Raw genomic sequence first — 24,679 nt, 5'->3', positions numbered from 1 at the left:
CACGCTCCCCACAACCCCCACAGCCGCTTCCGTCCCCGCGCCCGCCTCGGCCGGGCATGCTGAGGGGGTGAGCAACGACGAGTTCCGCGCCGCCATGTCCCGACTGGCCGCGGGCGTGGTCCTGGTGACCGCGCGCGAGATGCCGCTCGACCCGGACGACCCGTCGGCTCCCCTGGGCGAGGACGTCGGCATGACGGCGACGGCGTTCCTGTCGGTCTCCCTCGACCCGCCGCTCGTCCTCGTCAGCCTGCGCAACGGCTCCCGCATGGACGACCTGCTCGACGAGCAGCCCCTGTGGGCGGTGTCCGTGCTCTCCGAGAGCCAGCACCACATCGCGGGCCGCTTCGCGATGAAGGGCCGCATCAGCGACCGTCTGCTCTTCGAGGGCATCCCTTACGTACGCGGCGAGGTGTCAGGCGCGCCCTTGGTGGGCGGCGCGCTCGCGACGCTGGAGTGCCGCACGGAGCAGCGGGTGGTGGCCGGGGACCACACGCTGGTGATCGGCCGGGTGCTCACGGCCACGCTGCCCAGCGCCGACGGCGGACCGCTGGCCTACTTCAAGGGGAAATACCGGCAGTTGGGGTGAAGCCCCCGCCCGGACCCCGTGAGGCCGCTCAGTCCCAGCCCCGCCCCGACCGGCCCCGCTTCGTGTCCGACCGTGCCTTCTTGTTGCGTAGGCGGCGCTCGTTGATCCCCCGGGGGATGCGGGTCGCGCGGCGCGGCTTGGGCGGCGGGGCGGTGGCCTCGGCGAGGAGGGACGTGAGGCGTACGGCGGCGGTCTCGCGGTTGCGCCACTGGGAGCGGTGTTCCGAGGACCGTACGGAGATGACGCCGTCGACGAGGCGGGAGGCGAGCCGCTCCAGGGCCCGCGCCTTCCACACCTCGGGCAGCGCCTCCGTCCTGGCGAGATCGAAGCGGAGCTCGACCTGGGAGTCGCTGGTGTTCACGTGCTGGCCGCCCGGCCCGGACGACCGGGAGAATCGCCAGAGAAGCTCGGCCTCCGGAAGGACCACCGAGCCGCGGATGAAGTAAGGACCGGACATGGGTTCCATGGTCGCGCCTGGACACGCGCCGCGTCACCCCCTTTTCCCGGCGCCGCACCCATCCCGGGGAAAGTGGGTAAAGAAAGTAAAGACACCTGGAACCCTGGATCCCCCCTTGGCGTTCATAGGGGTACGAGTAGCTTCGTCTACGAAGCGCACGCACCGCTAACGAGGGAAGGACTCCCAACAATGGCTGTAAGCCTGTCCAAGGGTGGCAACGTCTCGCTCACCAAGGAGGCTCCGGGCCTGACCGCCGTCACCGTGGGCCTCGGCTGGGACGTCCGCACCACCACCGGCACCGACTTCGACCTCGACGCCTCCGCGATCGCGGTGAACCCGCAGGGCAAGGTCTACTCGGACGGCCACTTCGTCTTCTTCAACAACAAGGCGACGCCGGACCAGACCATCGTCCACACCGGTGACAACGTCACGGGCCAGGGCGAGGGCGACGACGAGCAGATCAACGTCAATCTGGCGGGCCTCCCGGCCGACGTCGACAAGATCGTCTTCCCGGTCTCGATCTACGACGCGGAGAACCGCTCGCAGAACTTCGGCCAGGTGCGCAACGCGTTCATCCGCATCGTCAACCAGGCCGGCGGCACCGAGATCGCCCGCTACGACCTCTCCGAGGACGCCGCCACCGAGACCGCCATGGTCTTCGGCGAGCTGTACCGCAACGGCGCGGAGTGGAAGTTCCGCGCGGTGGGCCAGGGTTACGCGTCGGGCCTCGTCGGCATCGCGCAGGACTTCGGCGTGAACGTCTGATCGCTGACACCCTCACGCGGGACGCGGGCACGGCCGGCGTGACCGGCATGGCTGCCATGGATGTCATGACCGCCTGATGCCCGCAGCACGGCAGTTGAAGGGCCCCGGCCGGGGAGATCCGGCCGGGGCCCTTCTGCGCGCCCGCGCGCCCCGCCCCACGCCTCACGCCTCACGGCTAACAACTCCTCAGCTTCCTCGCCGCCCTCAACGCCCTCAACGCCCTAGCCGCCCTCAACGCCCTCGCCGCCCGCCCCTCGTCGCCCTCAACCGACGCATTCCGGCCAGCACTTCCCTGTCAAGCGGCAAATAACGGACAGTCACCACCCGCATTCGGACACGAACTGGCAAATCTTTGACGGCGCCCTGTCAAACACAGCGTGCCCGGTGTCACTCTCTCCCCGCGCCCCCCACCCCCCGACGGGTCACCACCCACGGGTCGTTGGACACAGAAGGAGTCCGAGTGACACACCGCTCCCCCACTCCCCGCACCACCGGCCGCAGGACCACCGCTCGAGCCACCGCACTCGCGGCATCGGCCGCCATGGTCGTCCTGGCTCTGCAGAGCGGCACCGCGGCGACCGCCGCCGACCGCACCGCCGGTGCCACCGCCGTTCCGCTCAGCGCCTCCCAGCGGGCCACGGCCCTCAAGGACGCACAGGCCGACGCCCCGGCGGCCGCCCGCCAACTCGGGCTCGGCAGCGGGGAGAAGCTCGTCGCCCGCGACGTCGTCAAGGACGCGAACGGCACGACCCACACCCGCTACGAGCGCACCTACGACGGTCTGCCCGTGCTCGGCGGCGACCTCGTCACGCACACCGCGAAGAACGGCGACCTCAAGGGTGTCTCCAAGGCGCACAAGGGGGCGATATCCGTGGCGTCGACGGACGCCTCCCTGGCCCCCGCCGCCGCCAAGAAGTCGGCCCTCGCCGTCTCGGACGCCAAGAGCGCCGCCGCGAAGAACGTCCGCAAGGTCGTCTGGGCCGCCTCCGGCAAGCCGGTCCTCGCCTACGAGACGATCGTGACCGGCACTCAGGCCGACGGGACGCCGAGCGAGCTCCACGTCGTCACCGACGCCGCCACCGGCAAGAAGCTGTACTCGTACGAGGGCATCGAGAACGGCACCGGCACCAGCGAGTACAGCGGCACCGTCACGGTCGGGAGCACCGCATCGGCCGGCGGCGGGTTCGACCTCACCGACGGCGGGCGCGGCGGCCACAAGACGTACGACCTGAACGGCGGCACGTCCGGCACGGGCACGCTCTTCCACGACGCCGACGACCAGTGGGGCGACGGGACGGTGACGAACCGGCAGACCGCCGCGGTCGACGCCGCGTACGGCGCGGCCGAGACGTGGGACTACTACAAGAGCGCGTTCAACCGGAACGGCATCGCGGGCGACGGCAAGGCCGCTTACTCCCGTGTCCACTACGGCAACGCCTATGTCAACGCCTTCTGGTCGGACGCCTGCTTCTGCATGACGTACGGCGACGGGCAGAGCAACCAGCACCCGCTCACGGCGCTCGACGTGGCCGGCCACGAGATGAGCCACGGCCTGACCGCGTCCACCGCGGGCCTCAACTACAGCCGTGAGTCGGGCGGCCTGAACGAGGCGACCTCCGACATCTTCGGCACGTCGGTGGAGTTCTTCGCGAACAACAGCAGCGACGTCGGCGACTACCTCATCGGCGAGAAAATCAACATCAACGGCAACGGCACCCCGCTGCGCTACATGGACAAGCCCAGCAAGGACGGCGGCTCCGCCGACTACTGGTCCAAGACGGTCGGCCGCCTCGACGTGCACTACTCGTCGGGCGTCGCCAACCACTTCTTCTACCTCCTGAGCGAGGGCAGCGGCGCGAAGACCATCAACGGGGTCTCGTACAACTCCCCGACCTCCGACAACTCCACGCTCACCGGCATCGGCCGGGCCAAGGCCGAGCAGATCTGGTACAAGGCCCTCTCGACATACATGACGTCGACGACGAACTACGCGGCCGCCCGCACCGCCACACTCCAGGCGGCGAGCGACCTGTACGGCGCGAACAGCGCCGAACAGCAGGCCGTCGCGGCGACCTGGACCGCCGTGAACGTGAAGTAGCCCTGACCACAGGGACGTCCGGCCGGGCCATCCGGGACTACGGGTGGTCCGGCTTTCCGTTTCCGTACAGCCAGTCGTCCCAGACGGGCCCCAGATCCTTGCCCGGGTTCTGCTTCTCCACGTACGCGGTGAAGTCGGCGGTGTCCGCGTTGCCGTAACGGTGCGCGGCGGGCCAGCTCTTGAGCAGCTCGAAGAACTTGGCGTCGCCGACCGTCTCGCGGATCTTGTGCAGCACCATCGCGCCGCGCTCGTAGACGGGCGCGGCCGAGATGTTCGCGGCCCCGGACGGCTTGGCGGGCGGGAAGGCCCAGATCGCGTTCCCGCCGTCCTTCGCGTAGTAGCGGTCGAACGTGTCCTGCGCGCTGTCGCCGCCGTGCTGCTCCTGCCAGAGCCATTCGGCGTAGGTCGCGAAGCCCTCGTTGAGCCACATGTCCCGCCAGGACTTCGGCGTGACGGAGTCCCCGTACCACTCGTGGGACATCTCATGGACGAGCGTGGACAGAGGGGGGGTGCCGGGGAAGACGGGCCGGTTCTGGGTCTCCAGCGCGTACCCGGCGTCGTTCTCCCGGTCGACGACGGCGCCGGTGGAGGAGAAGGGGTAGGGGCCGAAGGTCTTCGACTCCCAGGCCATGACGTCCGGGAGCCTGGCCAGGACCTTGGCGCTCGCGGCCGCCTCGACCGGGTCCACGGCGGTGTACACGGGCAGCCCGTCGGGCGTCTTGTAGGCCTTGGTCTCGAACTTCCCGATCGCCAGCATCGCCAGGTAACTGGCCATGGGCTGCGGGACGTGCCAGTCGAACGTCGTCCGCCCGCCGGCCGTCCGCTCCTTCGTCAACTCCCCGTTGGACACGGCCTTCAGGCCCTTGGGGACGGTGACATGGATGTCGTACGTCGCCTTGTCGGAGGGGTGGTTGTTCCCGGGGAACCAGGCCATGGACCCGGTGGGCTCGCCGAGCGCGAGGGCCCCGTCCTCCGTGGGGAGCCAGCCCTCCTCGGAGCCGTCCGGGTCGGTGATGGTCACGGGTTTCCCGGAGTACCGCACGACCGTGCGGAACTCGGAGCCCTTCCGCAGCGCCTTCGCCGGACGGATCGTCAGCTCGTGCCCGGCCCGCTCGAACGTGGCCTTCTCCCCGTCGACGGTGACGCGTTCGACGGTCAGGCCCTTGAGGTCAAGGTTGAACGCGCTGAGGTCCTGGGTGGCCTTCGCGGTGATGTCGGCGGTGCCCGTCAGCCGGTGCCGGTCGGCGTCGAGGGTGAGCGTGTAGTGCGTGGCGTCGTAGCCGCCGTTGCCCAGCTTCGGAAAGTACGGGTCCCGCACGCCCCCGGCACCCGGCGTGCTGTGCGCACCGGCGGAACAGGCGCTGAGGGCCAGGACGAGGGCGAGGACGGCCGGGGCCGATCGTGGGCTGTGGGGCACTGAATGATCGTAGGCGCGAACGCCGTGGAGGCGCCTGCCGGTCGGCGGGCGCCTCCACGTCGGTGGGGGGTCGGCGACTAGCGCTTCAGCGCGGCGACACCGGCCTGCGCGAACTTCTCGTCCAGGTCGCCCGAGGGGGCACCCGCGACGCCGATGCCCGCGACCGGGGCGCCGTTCGCCGCGACGGGCGCGCCGCCCGCGAGGAACAGGGTGCCCGGGATGTCCTTCAGGTTCGGGGCCTGCTCGAGGCGCTTGGCGAGCTCGGACGTCGGCGCGTTCCAGGACACCGCGGTGTACGCCTTCTTCACGGCGGACTCGTACGACTGCGGGCCTGCGCCGTCGCCGCGGAGGGTGACGATCGTGTTGCCGTTGCGGTCGACGACGGCGACGGAGACGCGCTGGTTCTCCTTCTTCGCGGCGTCGAGGGCGGCCTGCGCGGCCTTCGTGGCGGCGGCCGTGGTCAGGTGCGTGGACTGGGTGAGGTTCTTGGCCGGGGCGTCCGCGGTCACGGCGGCGGGGGCGGCGGCCGGGGCGGACGCACTGGCCGAGACCGCGCCGAAGGTACCGGCGACGACGCCGGCGAGGACGGCGCCACCGGTCAGGACACGGGCGCGCTTCGAGATCTTCTTCATGACGGGTGCTCCTTGGAGGCGGTCGGGTCGGTCAGAGGCGGTCGGTGAGTCGCTCTGGTATCGATCCTCGGGCCGGAAACCGCGCCGCACCGTCGACGTACCGGCTGCGACCGGAGCGCGGCTCGGCTGACGTCCGGGTCAGCCGATCGGTTGACCCGCGTACCGCCCGAGCAGGCCACAATGAGGGTGTTTGACCAGTTCAGCAGCGCGATGGCGGAAGCGGAGAGGGGTACGGGCGTGGCACCTGAGACGCGGGATCCGGACGCCCGCTGGCTGGCCGCTGTGATGCACACCGCGTTCTTCCTGCTGCTCGGCGGAGCCCTCGCCCGGTTCCTGCTGCGCCACCCCGGCGAGGCCCGCACCCCGTGGATCATCGCGCTGTCCGTGGTCCTGGCCGCGCTGTACGTGCTCGGCCCCGCGCTCGGCCCGGGCCTCGGCACCCGCCCCACCCCGCGCCGCCTCACCTGGCTGGCCCTGGTCGTCGCCGTGTGGGTGGTCCTCGTCGTCCTCGCGCCGAGCTTCGCGTGGTGCGCGGTCCCGCTCTTCTACACGGGCCTGCGCACCCTGCCCGCCCGCGCCGCGCTCGTCCTGATCGGCGTGCTCACGGTGCTGGTCGTCGGGGCGCAGCTGCGCCTCGCGGGGGACTTCGACCCGAACCTGCTGCTCGCGCCGCCGGCCGTCGCGGCCCTGGCGACCGCCGTCTTCGTCCACATGGAGCGCCAGGCGGAACGCCAGCGCGCGCTGATCGACGACCTGGTGCGCACCCGCAGGGAACTCGCCGCGACGGAGCGCCGCGAGGGGACCCTCGCCGAGCGCCAGCGCCTGTCGATGGAGATCCACGACACGCTCGCCCAGTCCCTGTCCAGCCAGCAGATGCTGCTCCAGGCGGCGGACCGGCTGTGGGACGCCGACCCCGAGCGGGCCCGCGCCCATGTGTGGACCGCGGAGTCGGTGACCGAGCGGGGCCTCGTGGAAGCGCGCCGGTTCGTGCACGACCTGGCGCCGGCGGATCTCGCGGGCGGCGGCCTGGACGAGGCGCTGCGCACGCTGGCGGCGCGGGAGTCGGAGGCGGGGCTCGCGGTCCGCTTCCACGCGGAGGGCGCCCCGGCCCCACTGCCCGACCGGGTCGAGTCCGCGCTGTTGAGGATCGCGCAGGGCGCCCTGGCGAACGTACGGGAGCACGCGGACGCGACGGCCGCCGCGATCACGCTGACGCACCTCGGTGACCAGGTCGTCCTCGACATCGCGGACAACGGCCGCGGCTTCACACCCGAGCCCCCGCGGAAGTCGGGCGTGCGCGGGCACGGCCTTCCGGCGATCCGGGCGCGCACGCGGCAGCTGGGTGGCACGCTGACGATCGAGTCGGCGCCGGGCGAGGGCACGGTGCTGTCGGTGGCGATTCCGCTGGAGGCCTCATGAGTGACCCCGTACGGCTGCTGGTGTGCGACGACCACGTGGTGGTGCGCGCGGGACTGCTCGCCCTGCTCGGCAGCGCACCCGGCATCGAGGTGGTCGGCGAGGCCGGCACGGGCGACGAGGCGGTGGCGCTCGCCGCGAAGCTGACGCCGGACGTCGTCCTCATGGACCTCCAGCTGGGCGAGGGCATCGACGGCGTGGAAGCGACTCGGCGCATCACGACCGCGCCGCCCGAGGCGGGCCCGCACCCGCACGTCCTGGTCCTGACCACGTACGACACGGACGCCGACATCACCCGGGCCATCGAGGCGGGCGCCACGGGATACCTCCTCAAGGCGGAGCGGCCCGAGGAGCTGTTCGCCGCGATCCAGGCCGCCGCCGAGGGCCGTACGACGCTGTCCTCGCCGGTCGCGAGCCGCGTCATGGCCCGTATGCGCAGCCCGCGCCCGTCCCTCACGGATCGCGAGCGCGACATCCTCGGCCAGCTTGCCCAGGGCCTGGGCAACCGGGACATCGCCCGCGCCCTGTTCATCAGCGAGGCCACGGTGAAGACCCACCTGGGCCGGATCTACGACAAGCTCGGCGTGGACACCCGGGCGGGCGCGGTGGCGGTGGCGAAGGAACAGCGGTTGCTGGGCTGAGCGCGTGCCGACCACCGGGGCCGCCTGCGCGAGCGTGACGGCCGCGGTGACCGTGACAGCCGCGCGCCCCCTCCCGCCCGTGACCGGCGCCCCTTCTCGCCCGTGAACGGCGCCCCTCCTCGCCCGTGAACGGCGCCCCCTCCCGACCGTGACACCATCACTCACGTGCTCGACATCGGCTACGCCCTCTCCCGCCGCTTCCCCGACCCTCCGCAGACGGACTTCCGTCGTGCGGACGTCCACGCGCTGCGGCACGACCTGTTCGCCGGCGACGTCTACCTCGCCGACACCAAGGCCGACCGGGAGCTGTCCACAGCCTGGGGATGGGTTCCGGTGCTGGACTTCGCGTGGGCGCTGTGCGACATCGTCGAGCAGCTGGACCGTGACCCGCGCGGGAGCCGCGCGTCGAGGCCGCAGTACGCCGAGCTCGACTTCACGGAGTCGACGGACCGGATGCTCTTCGAGCGCCGCTTCGGGTGGGTCGACATCGAGGCCGACTGGATGGAGGCCGACGAGCCGCCCCTGACGTTCTCCCACAGCGAGCTGCGCCGTGAGGCCCGCGACTTCCTGCACGACGTGATCGCCGACCTCACCGACATGCACGAGGACCTGGCGGACAACCCGGCGATCTGGGACCTCCAGGCCCGCTTCCCCCGCGTCCCGGACGAGCGCTAGCCCCCACCTCTCCGTCAGCCGCCCCTACTCCACCCGCACCCCGATCTGCGCCGCGAACGCCGGTGCCAGGTCGAAGAGCTGGGCCGGGCTGATCACGGCCCCGGCCAGCCGGTCCACGCCGCGCGCGATCCCCAGCTCGGCCACGCCCCGCAGATCCACGTCCGCCATCACGGCGCCCGTGAAGTCCGCACCCCGCACCACACAGCCCTGGAACTCCACCCGGTCCAGACGCGCGCCCCCGAAGTCCGGCTCCACCAGCACGCATCCGTCGAAGACGACGTCCTTCAGGCGCGCCTTGCGCAGATTCAGGTACTCGATCTTCCCGCCGCGCACCACGACCCGCTCCAGCACGCTCCCGTGCAGCTGGACCCCGCCGAGCCGGGCGTCCACCACCTCGACGTCCCGCAGGGTCGCCTCCGCGAGGTCCGTGCCCACACCCCGTATCCCCATCAGCGTGGAATCGAGGATCCGGGCGCGGGTCAGCCGCGTCTCGTCGAGCCCGCACCCTTCGAGCGCGCAGTCCATGAAACGGGCGCCCCCGCCGTCCTGCCCGGTGAAGTCGGCCGCCGCGAACTCCACCCCGTCGTAGTCCCCGTCCGGCTCGAGCTCGCCACCGCTCCAGGGCGCCAGCGGGGGCAGCCGCACCTCGGGCCGCCGCGCCTTCTTCACCGCCGCCGGTTTCGCCGACGACGCCTTCGCCGGCCTCGCCACTCGTTTCTCCGCCATGCCCCCATGCTGCCCGCCGCCACTGACAATCGGTGACCGCCGCCCCTCCCCCGCCCATGTCACATTCCGCCGCGCACAGCCGTCGTAAGTCGTAAAAGCACAGACACAGACACAGGCACAGGCACGGCACAGCCAACCCGAAGGGGAACAGCGGCGTGGCAACGACCACCCCCGACCTCACCGTCATCGGCGGCGGATTCGCCGGCCTCACCGCGGCCGTCACCGCCGCCGAGGCCGGAGCGCGCGTCACGCTCCACGAGTCGCACCACACCCTCGGCGGCCGCGCCCGCACCGCCGAAGGGCCGTACCGCACACACGACGGACCGCACGCCCTCTACAGCGGCGGCCCGCACTGGACCTGGCTGAAGCAGCGCGACCTGCTCGGCCCGCTCGCCCCGATCCCGCCCGTCGAGGGCTCCCGCCTGCGCTTCCACCACCGCGGAGCCCTGCGCCGCACCCCTCCGCTGGCCCTTGTGCGCCTCCTTCGCCACCGGTCCGAACACGCGCCCGTGGACGTGGACTTCATGACGTGGGCGACGCGCCACGTCGGCGAGGAGGGCGCCCGCGCGGCCGCCCACTACACCTCCGTGGCGCTCTTCCACCACGACCCGGGCTCCCTCTCCGCGGCCTTCGTCCAGGAGCGTCTGCGCCGCGCCGCGAAGGTGCCGCCCGAGGCGCACTATCCGCGCGGCGGCTGGGCGTCCGTGATCGACCGGATGGCGGCCCGTGCCTGGAATCTGGGCGTGCGCGTGGAGACGCTGTCCCGCGTCGACTCCGTGCCCACGGGCGGCGGGCCGGTGATCGTGGCGACGTCCCTCGACTCGGCGCGCCGCCTCCTCGGGGACTCGTCGCTGACGTGGGCCGGCGGCCGTACGACTCTGATCGACCTGGCCGTGCGCACCCGCCGCGGCGACGCCTTCATCGTGTCCGGGCTCGACTTCCCGGCCTGGCTCGAGCGGTTCACGGCCCAGGACCGGAGTCTGGCGCCGCGCGGGCAGCAGCTCGTCCAGGGCCACATCCCCGTAGCGCCGCACGAGTCGAAGGCCGACGGCACGGCACGCGCCGAACGCCTGCTCGACCTGGGATTTCCCGGCTGGCGCGACCGCGCGACCTGGCGCAGGGACGCGCTCGCGAACGGGCGGACGGGGGCGGTCGACCTGCCCGGCACCACCTGGCGGGACCGGCCCGCGATCGACCGCGGGGACGGCGTGTATCTGGTGGGCGACCAGGTCGCGGCGCCCGGCGTGCTCTCCGAGGTGTCGTTCAACAGCGCCATCGAGGCGACCACGCTCGCGCTCACCGCGTCCCGCCCGGGACTCCGCGCGGCCTGACCCTCGCGCTTGACCTCAAGTGAGCTTGCGGTTGAAGGGTGGTGCACACCTGGCCCAGCAAGAGGCCGCACGCCCAAGGGAGCCCGCCATGCACGCTGTACGACTGCACGCCTTCGGACCCGCCGAGAACCTCACCTACGAGAAGACCGGAGACCCCCTGCCCGGCCCCGGCCAGGTCCGGATCGCCGTGGCCGCGGCCGGCGTGCACCTCCTGGACACCGCCCTGCGCGAGGGCATGAAGGGCCCCGCGCCCGAACCGCCCGCGCTGCCCACCGTTCCCGGCCGCGAGGTCGCCGGCACCGTCGAATCGCTCGGCGAGGGCACCGACGCGTCCTGGCTCGGCAAGCGCGTCGTCGGCCACCTCGGATTCGCCCCCGGAGGCTACGCCGAGCTCACCGTGATCGACGCGGCCCGCCTGCACGAACTCCCGCCCGACCTGGACTTCCCCGAGGCCGTCGCCCTGATCGGCACGGGCCGTACGGCGATGGGAATCCTGCAGTTCGCCCCGCTCGGCCCCGCGTCGGTGGCCGTGATCCCGGCCGCGGCCGGAGGCATCGGCACCCTGCTCGTCCAGTACGCGAAGCACGCGGGCGCCACCGTCGTCGGCCTCGCGGGCGGCCCCGAGAAGGTGGCCCGCGTCCGCGCGAACGGTGCCGACCTGGCCGTCGACTACACCGCCGCCGACTGGCCCGAGCAGGTCCGCCGGTTCCTCAGCGGCCGCCCGGCGACCGTCGTCCTCGACGGGGTGGGCGGCGACGCGGGCCTGGCCGCCGTCGACCTGCTCGGCCCCGGCGGCGTCCACGTCGTCTTCGGCTGGTCCGGCAAGGGCCTGCACGACGGCGAGCCCCTCACCTTCTCCGCGGACGAACTCACCCGGCGCGGCATCACCCAGGAACAGGTGCTCGGCCCGCCGATGATGCGGCGCGCGGGCGGCGACGACCCGGTCCGCACGCTGGAACTGGCCGCACTGAGGGAGGCCGAGGCGGGCCGCCTGCGTCCCGCGGTGACCCGCTTCCCGCTCGCCGAGGCTGCCGCGGCGCACCGTGCCCTGGAGAACCGCGGCACGATCGGCAAGGTGGTCCTGATCCCGTGACCGCGAGCCTGGGCCCCGGGCGCGCTACGACCCGAGCCGGGCCAGCGCCTCATCCGTCAGCCGGTACACCGTCCACTCGTCCTGCGGTGCCGCGCCGAGCGCCTTGTAGAAGTTGATCGACGGCTCGTTCCAGTCGAGGACCGACCACTCCAGGCGCTCGTAACCGCACTCGCCGCAGATCCGCGCCAGCTCGGTCAGCAGCGCCTTGCCGTGACCGCCGCCGCGCGCCTCGGGCCGTACGTACAGGTCCTCCAGGTAGATCCCGTGCACCCCGCGCCAGGTGGAGAAGTTCAGGAACCACAGGCAGAAGCCGACGGGCTCGCCCGTCGTGTCGTCCTCGGCGATGTGGGCGAACGCGGCGGGCCGCTCCCCGAACAGCGCCTCGCGCAGCTGCTCCTCGGTGGCCCGCGCCTCGTGCAGCGCCTTCTCGTAGTCGGCGAGTTCACGGACCATGGCGTGGATGACGGGGACATCGGCGGGCGTGGCGGTACGAATCATGACGGCAGGCTAACCACTCACCACGGGACGGCCCGCACGGGTCGGCCGACCACCCACCACGGGGCGGCCGACCACTCACCGCCTGGCCGGACACGCACGCCCGGGCCACCCACGCACCGCAGCGCGCCCCGCACGGGCCCGCTCACCGCCCGAGCAGTCTGCGCGCCGTCTCCAGATGGTCCGGCGCCAGTGGTCGCCCGTCCTCGATCTCCCACAGGGAGTCCTGAAGCACCCGCCCGAGCGTCCAGGCGCGCGCCCGCTCCCGGTCGAGCCCGAGCACCCCGCTCATCGCGTCGAACCGCCACACCACCTCGTCCGCGTCGAAGCGGTTGTCGATGGCGGGCTTCAGGTCGAAGCCCGGGTCGCCCGCGAGCGGCTTCGGGTCGATGGCCAGCCACGGCTCCCGCTCGGCGGCCAGCACGTTCTCGAAGTGCAGATCCCAGTGCAGCAGCCGGTCACCCGCCTCGCCCGCGACCTCGCGCACGGCCGCCGCACAGTCCGCGAGCAGCGCTCGGTCGGACGGGCCGGGCACGGCCGCGAGCGCCGACGGCACCTGGGCGAGCATGTCGGCGGCGATGTCGGACAGCCGCCGCATCCCTTCCGGGGCGGGCCCGGACGTGAGCCGGGCCAGCAGTTCGGCGATGACGAGGACGGCCTTCCGGGAGTCCTCCACGGAGTCCAGCATCCGCCCGGAGTCGAGCCGTTCGAGGAGCATCGTGCCCGTGGCGTCGTCGTGGTCGAGGAGCCGGACGGCGCCGTCGCCGTCCCAGACACGCAGCGCGACCGGCTCGCCCTCGGTCTCCTCGTCGAGGATCTGGAACTTGACCGCGGCGGGCGTCCCGTCGCACCGCACCACGGGCAGGACCAGGGCGGCCATGCCGTGCATCGCGGGCCCGTCGACGCGCAGCTCCCAGCGTTCGACGAACTCCTCCACGCGCGCCGGGAGCCCGGCGATGAAGGCGCGACCGGGCTCACCCGCATAGGTGTACTGGGACTCGACCAGGCCGTCCGGGATGTCGATCACCCGAACGACCCTATGTGCGTGCCTGAATGCAGTCCATGCGCCGTTTCCCCCTCGCCGTGTGGTCGTACGTACGGCACGCCCCCGGCACCTATCTCTGGCTGGCAGCCCTGTTCTTCACGACGGTCGCCATGCACCACATGGACCCGCACTTCGAGCACGAGTTCCTGCGCCAGCGCTCCACGAACCTGAACGAGCTGTCGACCAACCCGGTCCGCGTCTTCGTCGCCTCCTTGTTCTGGATCGACGACAGCAGTTGGTGGCCCTACGCCGTCCTCTACACGGTGTTCCACGCGCAGGCCGAGCGCTGGCTCGACACCTGGCGCTGGCTGGCCGTCGTGGGGGCGGCGCACGTCCTCGCGACCCTGATCAGCGAGGGCGCCCTGCTGTGGGCGATCCGCCACGGCCACGCGCCCGCCTCGTCTGCCGCCACCCTCGATGTGGGGGTGAGTTACGCGCTCGCGGGCGTCGTCGGCGTTCTCACGTACCGGCTCGTCCCGCCCTGGCGCTACGTCTATCTGGCCGTCGTCCTGATCGTCTACGGCGGCCCGCTCCTCACCGGCCGCACCTTCACCGACCTGGGGCACTTCGTCTCGGTCCTCATCGGCCTGGCCTGCCACCCCCTCGTACGCGACCGGGCCGAGCCCTGGAACCCGCTGACGGTCCTGCGGCGACGGGACAGGACAGCGCGACGGAACGATCACCCACAAAATCAGGAAGGCATCCGTCCCCCCTGCCCGAACCCCCCTGCGGAGCGCTAACGTCCGACGCCATGAGCAGCAAGAACGGCACCCACGGCGCCCAGGCCACCGTCAACGGCGGCATATCGTTCTGGTACGCGGACGACGGCATGCCCACCGCCCGCGAGCCCCTCCCGGGTGACGCGTCCGCCGACGTCGTCATCGTCGGCGGCGGCTACACGGGCCTGTGGACCGCCTACTACCTGAAGAAGGCCGCGCCCTTCCTCCGCATCACCGTCCTGGAGCAGAAGTTCTGCGGCTACGGCGCGTCCGGGCGCAACGGCGGCTGGCTCTACAACGGCATCGCCGGCCGCGACCGCTACGCGAAACTGCACGGCCACGACGCGGCCGTCCGCCTCCAGGAAGCCATGAACGACACCGTCTCCGAGGTGATCCGCGCGGCCGCCGAAGAGGAGATCGACGCCGACATCCACCAGGGTGGCGTACTCGAAATCGCCTACACACCAGCCCAGTTGGCCCGCCTCAAGGCCTTCCACGCGGCGGAACTCGCGTACGGCGAGAAGGACCGCACCCTGCACGGCGCCCGCGAGACCGCCGAGCGCGTCCGCGTCTTCGGGGCCGTCGGCTCGACCTGGACCCCGCACGGCGCCCGCCTGCACCCCGTCAAGCTCCTCAAGGGCCTCGCCGCCGCCGTCGAGGCGCTCGGCGTCACGATCCACGAGTCGACGCCCGTCACGGAGATCAAGCCGAAGCACGCCGTCACCCCGTACGGCACGGTCCGCGCGCCCTACATCCTGCGCTGCACCGAGGGCTTCACGGCCTCTCTCAAGGGCCAGCGCCGCACCTGGCTCCCCATGAACTCGTCCATGATCGCCACTGAGCCGCTGACCGACGCGCAGTGGGAGTCCATCGGCTGGGAGGGCCGCGAGACCCTCGGCGACATGGCGCACGCCTACATGTACGCCCAGCGCACCGCCGACGGCCGCATCGCGCTCGGCGGCCGGGGCGTCCCGTACCGCTACGGCTCGAAAACCGACAACGACGGCCGCACCCAGCCCGCCACCATCGAGTCCCTCACCGCGCTTCTGACCCGCTTCTTCCCCCAGCTGGCGGGCATCGCCGTGACCCACGCCTGGTCCGGCGTCCTCGGCGTCCCCCGCGACTGGTGCGCCACGGTCACCCTCGACCGCGCGACGGGCCTCGGCTGGGCGGGCGGCTACGTCGGCTCCGGCGTCGCCACCACCAACCTCGCCGCCCGCACCCTGCGCGACCTCGTCCAGCAGGACTCCGGCCAGTCCGGCCCCACCGACCTCACGACCCTCCCCTGGGTCAACCACAAGGTCCGCAAGTGGGAACCGGAACCCTTCCGCTGGCTGGGCGTCCACGGCATGTACGCCACCTACAACGCGGCCGACCACCGCGAACTCACCACCCACACGACGGACTCCTCCCGCCTGGCCCGAGCCGCGGACCGGGTGGCGGGCCGCGGCTGACAAGCTCCCACGCACGACGAAGGCCCAGGTCACACCCGTGACCTGGGCCTTCGTCCCGTGGGAGCCCCCTGTCGGATTCGAACCGACGACCTACGCATTACAAGTTGTGCGATCTTGTTCCGTGGACGTCCACGTTCATCCACGGAACAAGCTTCACCCCTGGTCATGAAGGGTCCTGGACCTCACAGGACCAAAGTGGACGCCAACGAACCGAGCGGCAATCGAGACCACGACTGAGACCAAGACTGCCGTCCCATACTTCCGTGGGTGCGCCGGCGCCTAACGTCCGCGGGGCACGGGGAGCGCGCGGGTGGGAGGGAGCGGCTGGTGGCCGAGGTGCTGAGGTGGGTGATGCCGCGGCACATCGCGCTGGGTAGTGAGCCGCCACAGCTGTCCGAGATACCGGTAGAAGCGGTCTGGAAGGAACGCGGCGTCCGCGACGATCATCGCGCCGGAGAAGAGCGGCAGGCCCAGGAACAGCGCGATACCCAGGTGCATGCCCAACAGCATCGTCAGGACGGGGTACTTGAGCCTGCCGAACAGGACGAACGGGAAGGCCACCTGCAACAGCACGGTCAGGTAGCAGGCGATGGCGATCAGTACGTCGTGTTCGTCCGCCATGGCGGAGAGCTCAGGCCAGGGCTGGAACACGTCGAGGTTCAGGGCGTAGTGGAGAGCGGTGCCGTTGCCCCAGGCGGCGCCCTGCACCTTGTACAGGCCTGCGGATCCGTAGAGGAAGCAGACCTGGGCGGCGATGACGAGCATGCCGCAGTTGTGCAGCACGGTGATCACTGTCAGGCGCGCGTCGCGGAGGTGGCGTCGCAGCTCGCCGGATGCCTGGTCCAGCGGAAGCCGGTCCGTCTTGACGGCGGATGCTCGGAGCCGGGTCCTGCGCGCGTCGAGGGACCAGCGTCGGCCGCATGCGGTGACGACGAGGTAGAGGACCATGAGGAGGATGAGGGTGTCCCCTCCGTCCGTCATGTAGATCGCCCTGGCGTGGAAGGACGTCACTACGACCGCGAACAGCACGGACACCGCTCTGGTCCGCCAGCCCAGCATGAACAGTGCGGAGGTGACGAGGGCTGCCGCGTAGCAGACCTCGAAGTAGGCCCGGCTGTCGGACAGGGTGAGGATGCTGACCCAGCCGGTCTGGTCGAAGAGTTGCCTGGCCAGTGTCGGCGTCCACGGTGAGCCGGGACCCCAGATCTCGTTGCGGTGGGGAAACTCGCGTAGCAGGAAGGCGAGGTAGAGGAACCCGTAGCCGATGCGTAGAACCGCCGCAGCATACAGGGAGATGGGCCGCTCCAGCAGGAGAGTGAGGAGCGTACCGATGCGGTCGGGCATTCGCTGCGGCGTACGTGCGCTCCCCCGCTCGGCGCCGTGTCCGGGTCGCGACGGCGTGGTTGCCGGGGCCGATGTCTGCTCAGCTTGTTGCATGGCGGGCCACCTTCCACCAGGGCAGGTAACGGGTGTCGGTGGGCCGTGGTGCGGCCGCGCCGGGACTGTGGCCGCTCGCTGCGGGCGGTGCGGCGATGGGCAGGGTGATCACTCGCAGTTGGATGGACTCGAATGCGCCGGTGCGATGGGCGGCGACGCGATCCACTGCGATGTTGCCCAGGTACTGCTGGATCATCAGCGCGCGTTGCGAGCGCGGACGGTCGTCGCCGCCGTGTGTTTCGAGGTAGGAAGTCCAGGCCCGGCGCAGCATGTTCTGTGATGTGTGACTCGGGAAGGGATCGTGTTTCACCGCGGCTGTATCGACGGCGCCCAGGTCGAACCAGCCGCTGACATGGACGGTACCGTCCGGGGCGGTATGCATGGTCCTGGCCGAGATCTGCCGGTTGACCGACTCCGGGTCCGGGGCGAAGAGCCGCCAGTTCTGCTCGAACAACGGGAAGACCCAGGCGTTGACCTGCCGGCTGTACTGCCGAGAGAGGGGATTCGGCGGCGCCACCTGCAGGAATACCAGGAGTACGTGGACCAGGGCCGTCGCCAGACACAGGATCACGGCGACGTGTACCGCGGCCTTCAGGACGACGGGCGGCTCTGAAGACGCTTGCAACGCAGTCGGTCTCCCGTCTCCCTTCTGTGCGGTTGGCCCAGCATGAGCCCGGCCCGATTCGTCAGCATCTGCGGATGCAACGCCACCCCGCACGGCTACATCCGGCCTTTCCGTCCCGACTTCTCTCACCTGGTTCTCCTGAGCTTGCGCCTGCGGCGTGCGGCGGAATCGATGACGATCCGCGCCGCACGCCGCCTGACCTACGCGCGCATGTGGGCGGCTGCCTCCGAGGGCTTATCCCTGCGGAGTCGGCCGTGCATGCTAGGCGGGGTCACAGCCGTACCCGCCGGGTTCGTCGCCGTATCCGCCGGGCTTGTCGCCGTACCCGCCGGGCTTGTCGCCGTACCCGCCGGGCTTGTCGCCGTACCCGCCGGGCTTGTGGGGCTTGCAGCCGTGGCCGCCTCCACCAGTGGTGCCGGCGGTGGTGCTGCCCGTCGTACCGGCGGTCGTCGCACCGGTCGTGCCGGCAGTCGTGCTGCCCGTCGTACCGGCAGTCGTGCTGCCGGTGGTGCCGGCAGTCGTCGCACCGGTCGTGCCGGCAGTCGTGCTGCCCGTCGTACCGGCGGTCGTCGCACCGGTCGTGCCGGCAGTCGTGCTGCCCGTCGTACCGGCAGTCGTCGCACCGGTCGTGCTGCCCGTCGTACCGGCGGTGGTGCTGCCGGTGGTGCCGGCAGTCGTCGCACCGGTGGTCCCGGCAGTCGTCGCACCGGTGGTCCCGGCAGTCGTCGCACCGGTGGTCCCGGCAGTCGTCGCACCGGTGGTCCCGGCAGTCGTCGCGCCGGTGGTGCCGGCAGTCGTCGCGCCGGTGGTGCCACCCGTGGTGCCAGCGGCACACTGCGGCCGGGTGATCGTGTTGGTGTCCAGCGTCACGGCACCGTTACGGGCCAGCGCCCGCCCCTCGATGCTCGCGCCCGTGGTGGCGGTGATCGAGGTCAGGGCAAGGATGTTGCCCACGAAGTCGGAGTCGGTGCCGAGGGTGGCCGAACTGCCGACCTTCCAGAAAACATTGCACGGCGAGGCGCCGTTGATGAGGGACACACTGCTGCCGGATGCCGTCGTGAGACCCGAACCAATCTGGAACACCCAGACCGCGTTGGGGTCGCCCTTTGCATCAAGGGTGAGGGTGCCCGTGAGTCCCAGCGTGGACGAGGCGGTGTAGACGCCCGGAACCAGCGTCTGGCCACCAGCGTCCGCGGGAAGTGCCCCGTCGGGGTCGGAGGGCTCCCCGGCGGCGTCGTCGTACGCCGCAATCAGGTCGGTCTGCGCATTCTGGGCCACAGTGTCCGCAGAGTGCTGGGTCCCGTTCACCACGGCGGACTCGTATCCCGTGATGGACGTTCCCGGAGACACTCCGACATCTCCAGTGATCACCGAAGGGCCGGTGTTGGTGGTTGCCGAACCGGCCAGTACCGCGAAGCTGTCTGCCCTACCCAGATCTACAAACGTGGCGAGAGCACTCGCCTGTGTCGGACTAACAGCGACTACGACGGCGGAGATCACCACGGCAAGTACCGCCGCGATCCACACCGACAATGTGCGCCGTAGAGGCGCGACAGGGAAATTGGGTGGCGTCATCGAGGGGCCAACTCCTGTGAGGGGACGGTGATTTTTGACGGTTCTCAGTCACGCAGAATCGCCTGTTTTCTGCCGCTGACACGTTACTCATCAATATGGGCCGTGTTGCGATTCAGCCGGGCGGTTTCGCCCGACCTGACGAGCCGATCGCGTACACAAAAAATCATTAACGGGCTGGCTAGAGGTGCCTGTTTGGTTCGAACGGGCGAGGCCACGACGTCGTGACCAGGTCGGCGCAGGGGTCAATGAAAATAATGCATTCGCAGCAACCTGGCTCACATTGGCTAGACCAACAGGGCAAAAATAGTGAGGCGCCCGGCCATGGGCCGGGCGCCTCATCGTCCTGTAGTGGCGAATCATCTTTGCCGTTCAGCCTTGTTTATCCTCGTGCTCTCATGCGCTCGATGACCCACCTGCGGCGCCCTAACCGTTCGCTGGACTCGATGCCCTTGCGGGCGATTCGGACGCCGATGCGTTTGCCCCATAGCCATTTCCGCAGATGAGGGATGTCGTACGCCTTGTCCGCGTGGAGGCGTTGTGGCTTGGAGTCGGCTGCGTGGAACTCGTGTCCCATGTGGAAGTGAGACAGCATCGGCTTCAGTGCCGGCTGTCGTGGGTGTTGGCCGCGGAGAGTCCGACGCGTAGGGGCAGTCCGGCCGCGTCGGACAGGACATGCGTCTCGGAACCAGGCTTACCCCTGTCCACGGGGCTCGGACCTGCAAGTGCGCCCCTCTTTTAGCGCGGACGTGGGCGGAATCGAGGACCGCGCGAGAGAGATCAACCAACCTTTGTTCGTGCAGGAGTTGCAACACCTTCTGGTGCATCCGGCCCCACACTCCGGCCCGCGACCAGATCACGAATCGGCGATGCACAGTCGACTTCGACGCCCCGAAACAGGGCGGCAGCGCCCGCCAGGCACAACCACTGACCAGCACGTAGACGGTCGCGGCGAACACCGCCTCGTCGTCGATGTTCGCCACCCCACCAGCCTGCTGTTGCTGCTCTCCTACACCGTTGGCCGCTGGGACCTGCTCGTGATTCCGCCGCAGACGGATCCGGCCATCGCTGCCTGGCTGATGACTGCGGCTACCGGTCCGCTGCGCAGCCACACAGCGGGTGATCTGCTGGAGAGGGCCGAATTCCAACGGATCGTGACAAGAGCCGACCTGGGCCGAGAAGCGGTCTGGGACTCCGAGGGCGGCCATGGCGCCCGTGTGACCGCGCCAGCACGCTCAGCGTGACCGCCGAAACGGCCCCGGTGAAACCGCCGGGGCCGTCCTTTCAGGCGCGACACGTGAGAGTGCGCAACCCACGATCCACGGTACACCTGCGTAGTTTCCGACGTGATTCCGTAGCCTGACGCGAAGCATGAGCACATCTGCTCGGACCTCAAGTACCGACGACCGGGCTCAGTAGCCGGCAGCGCCCGGCTGCTGGCAAAGTGCTTGCTATTCCGCATTACCGCGACATTGCCCCCGGACACGGAACCAGAGTCCGGGAGCGTAGATCGATTCGACTACAGCGGCTTCGCCTTTGGTCATCCTGAGGATCCGCAATGCGCCGCTCGGAAGCAGGTCGTACTCGTACGTGGCGGGCGACTCACCTTCGGTGATGTCGTCGTAGGAGATATCTGCGGCCGCCAGCTCCGCGTATTCCTTGGGGGGCCGGTTCTCCACCAGCTTGATGAACACGCTCATACCTTTACGGTAGATCCCTCGCGGTTTTCTCGCGTGACATGCCCGATCTCACCGCCCACGGCCGCCCCTCCGTCGGGCGGTATCGGCTCATTCCAGGGTGGCAAGGTGGTCGGCGGCGCCCCCGCGCCACTCGATCAGGAAGAGGGTCGCGTCATCGCTGGTGATCCCGCCCCGCTCCCGGATCAGGGTGTGGGAGAGGGAGCGCACCACGGCCCGAACCCCTTCCTCGCGTGCTCGATGCGGTTGACCCAGGCGATGAGTTGCTCCTCGCCGAACTGCTCGCCGCGGACATCGTGCTCCTCGATCAGGCCGTCGGTGAAGCACAGCACCCGGTCGCCGACCTGGAGTGTCTGCTCGCTGAGCTGGGGCTCGTCGCCGCCGAAGCCGACCGGCAAGGTGGTGGGGCTGTGGAGTTGCCGGACGACCTGGTGGTTGCGAATCAGCAGCGGCGCGGGGTGGCCGGCGTTGACCCATTGCAGGTGGCCTGTCGCAACGTTCAGGCGCATCATCTGTGCGGTGACGAAGTGCTCGGGCCCGAACTGCCCGGCGATGGCCCGGTCCATGAACGCGTAGATCTCGGACAGCCCGACGTCGGTGCGGCGGGCGTGCCGGTAGGCGCCGATGGCGACGGTCGCCATGGTGGCGGCGTCCAGGCCGTGTCCCATCGCATCGACTGTGGCGACGTGCAGGATGTCGTCGTTGAGGGCGTAGTCGAAGCTGTCGCCGGCGACCTTGTAGGCGGGTTCGAGGATGCCGGCCACCGCGACCTGCGGGGTGGACATCGACAGCGGGGGCAGCAGGGACCACTGGATCTCCGCGGCCACGCTCATCGGCTCGCGCCGTCGGGTCTGGAAGAACTGGTCGGTGTAGCTGTTCTTGGTGACCAGCACGTGGGCGGCCAGGCCAGCCAGTCGGCGCAGCAGCCGCCGGTCGTCGACGTCGACGGTGTCCAGGGTGAGCGCCAGCACCCCCACCTGGTCACTGCCGTCCAGCAACGGCAGGTACATCCGCACCCCGTCTGCCTGCGGCACCTCGACGGGGGTCCCGCTCCGGAAGGCCGTGCCGGCGGGGGAGCCATCAATCGGCGCGCACTCGCCAACGGTCAGCCGCCTACCCGGCAGCGGCACCAGCATCAGCTGTTCGTAGTCCTGCAGGAGAACCGAGACGTCACGGCCCCCGACCCGACCCACCACTTCCACGATCAGCGGGGCGATCAGATGCGGTGGCATCTCGTGGGCCCGGTCCAGCAGCACCCCCAGCAGCAGCTCACCGAATCCTTCCGACCGGTCCACCGCGCCCCTTTCGGGCTGCGACTCTCCTGCCGTCACAGCCCCACCCGCCCTTGACGGATCCGCTCGAAGCCCCCATCACGTGATCGGTACACACGGGCTCCTGGTACGACCGTCAATCCGCACAGCCTGACACGGCCAACCGACCCAACGAGCCGATTACGCTAAGGGCGGCATGTCACACCAGGTCAGGAGACGTGGCTCTCAATCCCGGTGTCCAAACGGCGGCTCCCGATCTCGCTGCCCGAGTGGCTCCGAAACACCCTGTCGCCCTTCGGCATCGCCTCACGCGTCGTTCGGCTGGTCGCCCCGGTGAACACGATCAGGGGCGCCAGGCCACAGTGGTACAGGTCGGCCGTCACGTCAGCTACGCCGAGGTCATGGCTGCCGAGCCCGATGGCTACCGAGCATGGCCGGAGTTCTTGGCCCATCTGCTGGACGGCCCACAGTTCCTGCGCGTCGGCCCATGCCTGTGTGGAGATCACGCCTTGTCGCCCCCTTCCTGCGCCGAGTCGGGCACCTTGAAGTCGTAGGACCACGCGAAGCGCGTAGCCGCATGAACGCCGATGGCGAACTCCACAACCGTGTTGTCCGCCGTGTAGGTCGTGCGATGCAGCTCGACTACCCGCTCTCCCGGCGGGAGTTGCAGGCCCTTCACTTCGTCCACGCTCGGGGCGGTAGCAGCTGGTGAGTGTGCGTGGGGCGGTCCCCCATCACTGGCCGAGCCCGCGCGTAGACCTCTGCCCCCGCGGGCAGCCCGAGCGTCGTGGCGCCGATCCGCAGTGCCACGAGGCGGCTGACCAACCGCGTCTGCTCGTGCGCGATGCCGAGGCGCCTCAAGCGCTCGACGTGCCCGTCACACGTATTCAAGGTGCACCGCATCCTCTCGCGGGCCCTGAAGTGCAGCTAGGGGATGAACGTGTGCGAGCCGCGACCGGGCACACGAGGCAGGAGCACAAGACCGTGATCGCGTGCCCGGACGGCCGACCACTGGACCCCCTGCAGACTGGGCAGAAGTCAACGAGCAGCTTGCACGCCTGCTCCGAAACGTCCGTCTGAGACCACAACTGAGACCACCGACTCGGCGCGGCTCGTGCCTGGCGTCGCCGCCACGTCCGGTGAACCAGGAAACCCCAGCTCAGACGACGTCTGAGCTGGGGTTTCCTGCAGAGCCCCCTGTCGGATTCGAACCGACGACCTCGAGATTACAAATCACGCGCTCTAAACCGAACTGAGCTAAGGGGGCATCGCGTGCGACAACGACCGTACGCGAAGGCTGCTCCACCTTACACAGCCCCCGTTTGCCCCAGCCACGAAGTCGCCCACCACGCCCGAGATCGCGATCCCCGCGTAACCACCCACGCACTCGTTCGTTTAACGAACAGACTCACTGTTCCGACTATCGGACTACGAGACCCGGGGGACTCATGGGGGATTCGGCGGCGCATGGGCAGTCGGTGGCGCTGACCGGCACCGACGCCAAGCGCGTCAAGCGCGAGGCACTCGCCATTAGCGACCGGGTCGAGGATCAGGGCCGTCCGGCGACCCACATGGGGAGCCGCACCAAGGAGCCCGGCACTCAGCAGCGCGTCTACCGCTTCCGCTTCTACCCGACCGCGGCGCAGGCCGAGCAGCTGGAGAAGACGTTCGGCGCCTGCCGGTGGGTCTACAACGAAGGCCTGGCGCTGCGTTCGGGCGCCTGGGAGCGGCATCGGGTGAATGTGGGGTTCGCGGAAGGGAGAAGGTCAGGCGGCAGATCGCTCGCCTGTACGCGCTCATTGGTGATGTACGCGGGGACATGCTGGACCAGTTCACGACCCGCCTCGTGCGCGAGAGCCAAGTGCTCGTGGTGGAGGACCTGTCCATCGCGTCCCTGTTGCGGCCGGCTCGTGGCAAAGGCAGAACTCGTGGCAAAGGCAGAAGACGAAAGGCGTCGCTGAACCGTGGGATCCGGAACGCGGCCTGGGGAGAGCTGTTGCGGCAGCTGCGTTACAAGTGCGAGTGGTACGGGCGGACGCTGGTGATCGTGGACCGGTTCTTCCCCTCCACCCGCCGCTGCTCGGCCTGCCACGTCAAGGGCCCGAAGCTGGATCTCGCGGTGCGGGAGTGGACATGCGACGGGTGCGGCGCGACACACGACCGCGACGTGAACGCGGCGGTGAATCTGCGGGACGAGGGAATGCGGCTGTGCCGGCTGGCGACATCCGCACTCCCACCCGACGGCAGGGCGCCGACAGTGATCAGGGCGTCGGCGTTGCCTCGACCACAGGGGCCTCTGCCAGTCATGCGGTAGGCGCCACACGGACCGACGGGCCGTCGGCCGGAACGCCTGTGGAGCTCGTGTGAGTCCGTAAGCGACGGCGGGGATATCCCGTCCGTCCGTCGGCGACGGGCAGTGAAGCAGGAAGCCTGAGGGCGAGGTCAAAAGTGCGTTGCTCTGCCTGCCAGCCAGTCCGAACCCTCGAACTTCTCGAAAAAATTTCGTCGAAGGTCACTTCGCTCCGAC

At 70.2% G+C, this 24,679-nt stretch carries 21 protein-coding genes, 1 tRNA gene and 6 pseudogenes; 13 read left to right on the top strand and 15 right to left on the bottom strand.

What is annotated here, in order from left to right; genetic code table 11:
• Nucleotides 1-67 precede the first annotated feature (67 nt).
• Nucleotides 68-586: a flavin reductase family protein gene (locus OG456_RS20015; protein WP_266569347.1), complete on the top strand. Its 519-nt coding sequence runs from the start codon at nt 68-70 to the stop codon at nt 584-586.
• 28 nt (nt 587-614) lie between these two features.
• Here the strand turns inward: OG456_RS20015 and arfB are convergent, their stop codons facing one another.
• Nucleotides 615-1,052: an alternative ribosome rescue aminoacyl-tRNA hydrolase ArfB gene (gene arfB, locus OG456_RS20010; protein ID WP_116512343.1), complete on the bottom strand. Its 438-nt coding sequence runs from the start codon at nt 1,050-1,052 to the stop codon at nt 615-617.
• Nucleotides 1,053-1,232: 180 nt separating this feature from the next.
• On the opposite strand from arfB, the gene OG456_RS20005 reads away from it, so the two are divergent.
• Complete coding sequence (locus OG456_RS20005) at nt 1,233-1,808, top strand: TerD family protein (RefSeq protein WP_266562876.1); 576 nt, start codon at nt 1,233-1,235, stop codon at nt 1,806-1,808.
• A 541-nt stretch (nt 1,809-2,349) separates the two neighbouring features.
• A complete protein-coding gene (locus OG456_RS20000) occupies nt 2,350-3,906 on the top strand; it encodes a M4 family metallopeptidase (RefSeq protein WP_266569346.1) in 1,557 nt (518 codons plus the stop codon).
• 37 nt (nt 3,907-3,943) lie between these two features.
• Here the strand turns inward: OG456_RS20000 and OG456_RS19995 are convergent, their stop codons facing one another.
• Nucleotides 3,944-5,323, bottom strand: coding sequence for a M1 family metallopeptidase (locus tag OG456_RS19995; RefSeq protein ID WP_266562874.1), 1,380 nt, complete (start codon nt 5,321-5,323; stop codon nt 3,944-3,946).
• A 77-nt stretch (nt 5,324-5,400) separates the two neighbouring features.
• Nucleotides 5,401-5,955: a heme-binding protein gene (locus OG456_RS19990; RefSeq protein ID WP_266562872.1), complete on the bottom strand. Its 555-nt coding sequence runs from the start codon at nt 5,953-5,955 to the stop codon at nt 5,401-5,403.
• Nucleotides 5,956-6,240: 285 nt separating this feature from the next.
• Here OG456_RS19990 and OG456_RS19985 point away from each other — a divergent pair, with 285 nt between their 5' ends.
• The 3 genes from OG456_RS19985 to OG456_RS19975 all read left to right on the top strand — a co-directional run bounded on the left by OG456_RS19985 (nt 6,241) and on the right by OG456_RS19975 (nt 8,687).
• Nucleotides 6,241-7,374 (top strand): sensor histidine kinase, encoded by a 1,134-nt coding sequence (locus OG456_RS19985; RefSeq protein ID WP_266569345.1) that lies wholly within the window; start codon nt 6,241-6,243, stop codon nt 7,372-7,374.
• On the top strand, nt 7,371-8,012 hold the full coding sequence (locus tag OG456_RS19980; protein ID WP_266562870.1) for a response regulator transcription factor: 642 nt from the start codon (nt 7,371-7,373) through the stop codon (nt 8,010-8,012). Before OG456_RS19985 ends, OG456_RS19980 begins: the two co-directional genes overlap by 4 nt.
• A 165-nt stretch (nt 8,013-8,177) precedes the next feature.
• Entirely contained in the window at nt 8,178-8,687 is a 510-nt protein-coding gene (locus OG456_RS19975) for a hypothetical protein (protein ID WP_266562868.1), read from the top strand.
• Nucleotides 8,688-8,711: 24 nt separating this feature from the next.
• Here OG456_RS19975 and OG456_RS19970 read toward each other — a convergent pair whose 3' ends face one another.
• The gene (locus tag OG456_RS19970) at nt 8,712-9,413 is read right to left on the bottom strand and encodes a pentapeptide repeat-containing protein (protein WP_266562866.1); all 702 of its coding nucleotides are present in this window, start codon (nt 9,411-9,413) and stop codon (nt 8,712-8,714) included.
• A 155-nt stretch (nt 9,414-9,568) separates the two neighbouring features.
• On the opposite strand from OG456_RS19970, the gene OG456_RS19965 reads away from it, so the two are divergent.
• Nucleotides 9,569-10,744 carry an FAD-dependent oxidoreductase gene (locus OG456_RS19965; protein ID WP_266562864.1) on the top strand — a complete coding sequence of 392 codons (1,176 nt, stop codon included), beginning with the start codon at nt 9,569-9,571 and terminating at the stop codon, nt 10,742-10,744.
• Between the two features lie 88 nt (nt 10,745-10,832).
• Nucleotides 10,833-11,837 carry a zinc-binding dehydrogenase gene (locus OG456_RS19960; RefSeq protein ID WP_266562862.1) on the top strand — a complete coding sequence of 335 codons (1,005 nt, stop codon included), beginning with the start codon at nt 10,833-10,835 and terminating at the stop codon, nt 11,835-11,837.
• 24 nt (nt 11,838-11,861) lie between these two features.
• Here OG456_RS19960 and OG456_RS19955 read toward each other — a convergent pair whose 3' ends face one another.
• Nucleotides 11,862-12,335, bottom strand: a complete 474-nt coding sequence (locus tag OG456_RS19955) for a GNAT family N-acetyltransferase (protein WP_266562860.1) — start codon at nt 12,333-12,335, stop codon at nt 11,862-11,864.
• A 142-nt stretch (nt 12,336-12,477) separates the two neighbouring features.
• Complete coding sequence (locus OG456_RS19950) at nt 12,478-13,359, bottom strand: aminoglycoside phosphotransferase family protein (protein ID WP_266562858.1); 882 nt, start codon at nt 13,357-13,359, stop codon at nt 12,478-12,480.
• Nucleotides 13,360-13,385: 26 nt separating this feature from the next.
• On the opposite strand from OG456_RS19950, the gene OG456_RS19945 reads away from it, so the two are divergent.
• Nucleotides 13,386-14,117 carry a rhomboid-like protein gene (locus OG456_RS19945; protein WP_266562856.1) on the top strand — a complete coding sequence of 244 codons (732 nt, stop codon included), beginning with the start codon at nt 13,386-13,388 and terminating at the stop codon, nt 14,115-14,117.
• A gap of 11 nt (nt 14,118-14,128) precedes the next feature.
• Nucleotides 14,129-15,550, top strand: a complete 1,422-nt coding sequence (locus OG456_RS19940) for an FAD-binding oxidoreductase (RefSeq protein ID WP_266562854.1) — start codon at nt 14,129-14,131, stop codon at nt 15,548-15,550.
• Nucleotides 15,551-15,829: 279 nt separating this feature from the next.
• On the opposite strand, the gene OG456_RS19935 is transcribed toward OG456_RS19940, so the two are convergent.
• From OG456_RS19935 to OG456_RS19920, 4 genes and pseudogenes are all read right to left on the bottom strand, one after another.
• Entirely contained in the window at nt 15,830-16,894 is a 1,065-nt protein-coding gene (locus OG456_RS19935) for an HTTM domain-containing protein (protein WP_266562852.1), read from the bottom strand.
• Between the two features lie 79 nt (nt 16,895-16,973).
• Nucleotides 16,974-17,612, bottom strand: a complete 639-nt coding sequence (locus OG456_RS19930; protein WP_266562851.1) for a DUF5819 family protein — start codon at nt 17,610-17,612, stop codon at nt 16,974-16,976.
• Nucleotides 17,613-17,873: 261 nt separating this feature from the next.
• On the bottom strand, nt 17,874-18,962 hold the full coding sequence (locus OG456_RS19925) for an ice-binding family protein (protein ID WP_323136340.1): 1,089 nt from the start codon (nt 18,960-18,962) through the stop codon (nt 17,874-17,876).
• A gap of 622 nt (nt 18,963-19,584) precedes the next feature.
• Nucleotides 19,585-20,152, bottom strand: a pseudogene (locus tag OG456_RS19920) (IS5 family transposase); the annotation flags it as partial.
• A 27-nt stretch (nt 20,153-20,179) separates the two neighbouring features.
• Here OG456_RS19920 and OG456_RS19915 point away from each other — a divergent pair.
• Nucleotides 20,180-20,428, top strand: a pseudogene (locus tag OG456_RS19915) (hypothetical protein); the annotation flags it as partial.
• A 207-nt stretch (nt 20,429-20,635) separates the two neighbouring features.
• Here OG456_RS19915 and OG456_RS19910 read toward each other — a convergent pair.
• The 5 genes and pseudogenes from OG456_RS19910 to OG456_RS19890 all read right to left on the bottom strand — a co-directional run bounded on the left by OG456_RS19910 (nt 20,636) and on the right by OG456_RS19890 (nt 23,419).
• Complete coding sequence (locus OG456_RS19910) at nt 20,636-20,884, bottom strand: hypothetical protein (protein ID WP_266562845.1); 249 nt, start codon at nt 20,882-20,884, stop codon at nt 20,636-20,638.
• Nucleotides 20,885-20,971: 87 nt separating this feature from the next.
• Nucleotides 20,972-22,212 (bottom strand): annotated as a pseudogene (locus tag OG456_RS19905) (PP2C family protein-serine/threonine phosphatase).
• A gap of 227 nt (nt 22,213-22,439) precedes the next feature.
• Nucleotides 22,440-22,658 (bottom strand): annotated as a pseudogene (locus OG456_RS19900) (YdcF family protein); the annotation flags it as partial.
• Nucleotides 22,655-22,992 (bottom strand): annotated as a pseudogene (locus tag OG456_RS19895) (UTRA domain-containing protein); the annotation flags it as partial. The pseudogenes OG456_RS19900 and OG456_RS19895, both read right to left, overlap by 4 nt.
• Before the next feature lie 351 nt (nt 22,993-23,343).
• Nucleotides 23,344-23,419 (bottom strand) — tRNA-Thr (locus OG456_RS19890).
• 181 nt (nt 23,420-23,600) lie between these two features.
• Between OG456_RS19890 and OG456_RS50510 the strand changes: the two are divergent.
• Nucleotides 23,601-23,825: pseudogene (locus tag OG456_RS50510) on the top strand (helix-turn-helix domain-containing protein); the annotation flags it as partial.
• An 8-nt stretch (nt 23,826-23,833) separates the two neighbouring features.
• Nucleotides 23,834-24,466: an RNA-guided endonuclease TnpB family protein gene (locus OG456_RS19880; RefSeq protein WP_266562843.1), complete on the top strand. Its 633-nt coding sequence runs from the start codon at nt 23,834-23,836 to the stop codon at nt 24,464-24,466.
• Nucleotides 24,467-24,679: the final 213 nt, after the last annotated feature.

The sequence above is a fragment of the Streptomyces sp. NBC_01446 genome, from assembly GCF_026340095.1.
Lineage (GTDB): Bacteria > Actinomycetota > Actinomycetes > Streptomycetales > Streptomycetaceae > Streptomyces > Streptomyces aureus.
This window is presented reverse-complemented; position numbering and strand designations above follow the sequence as displayed.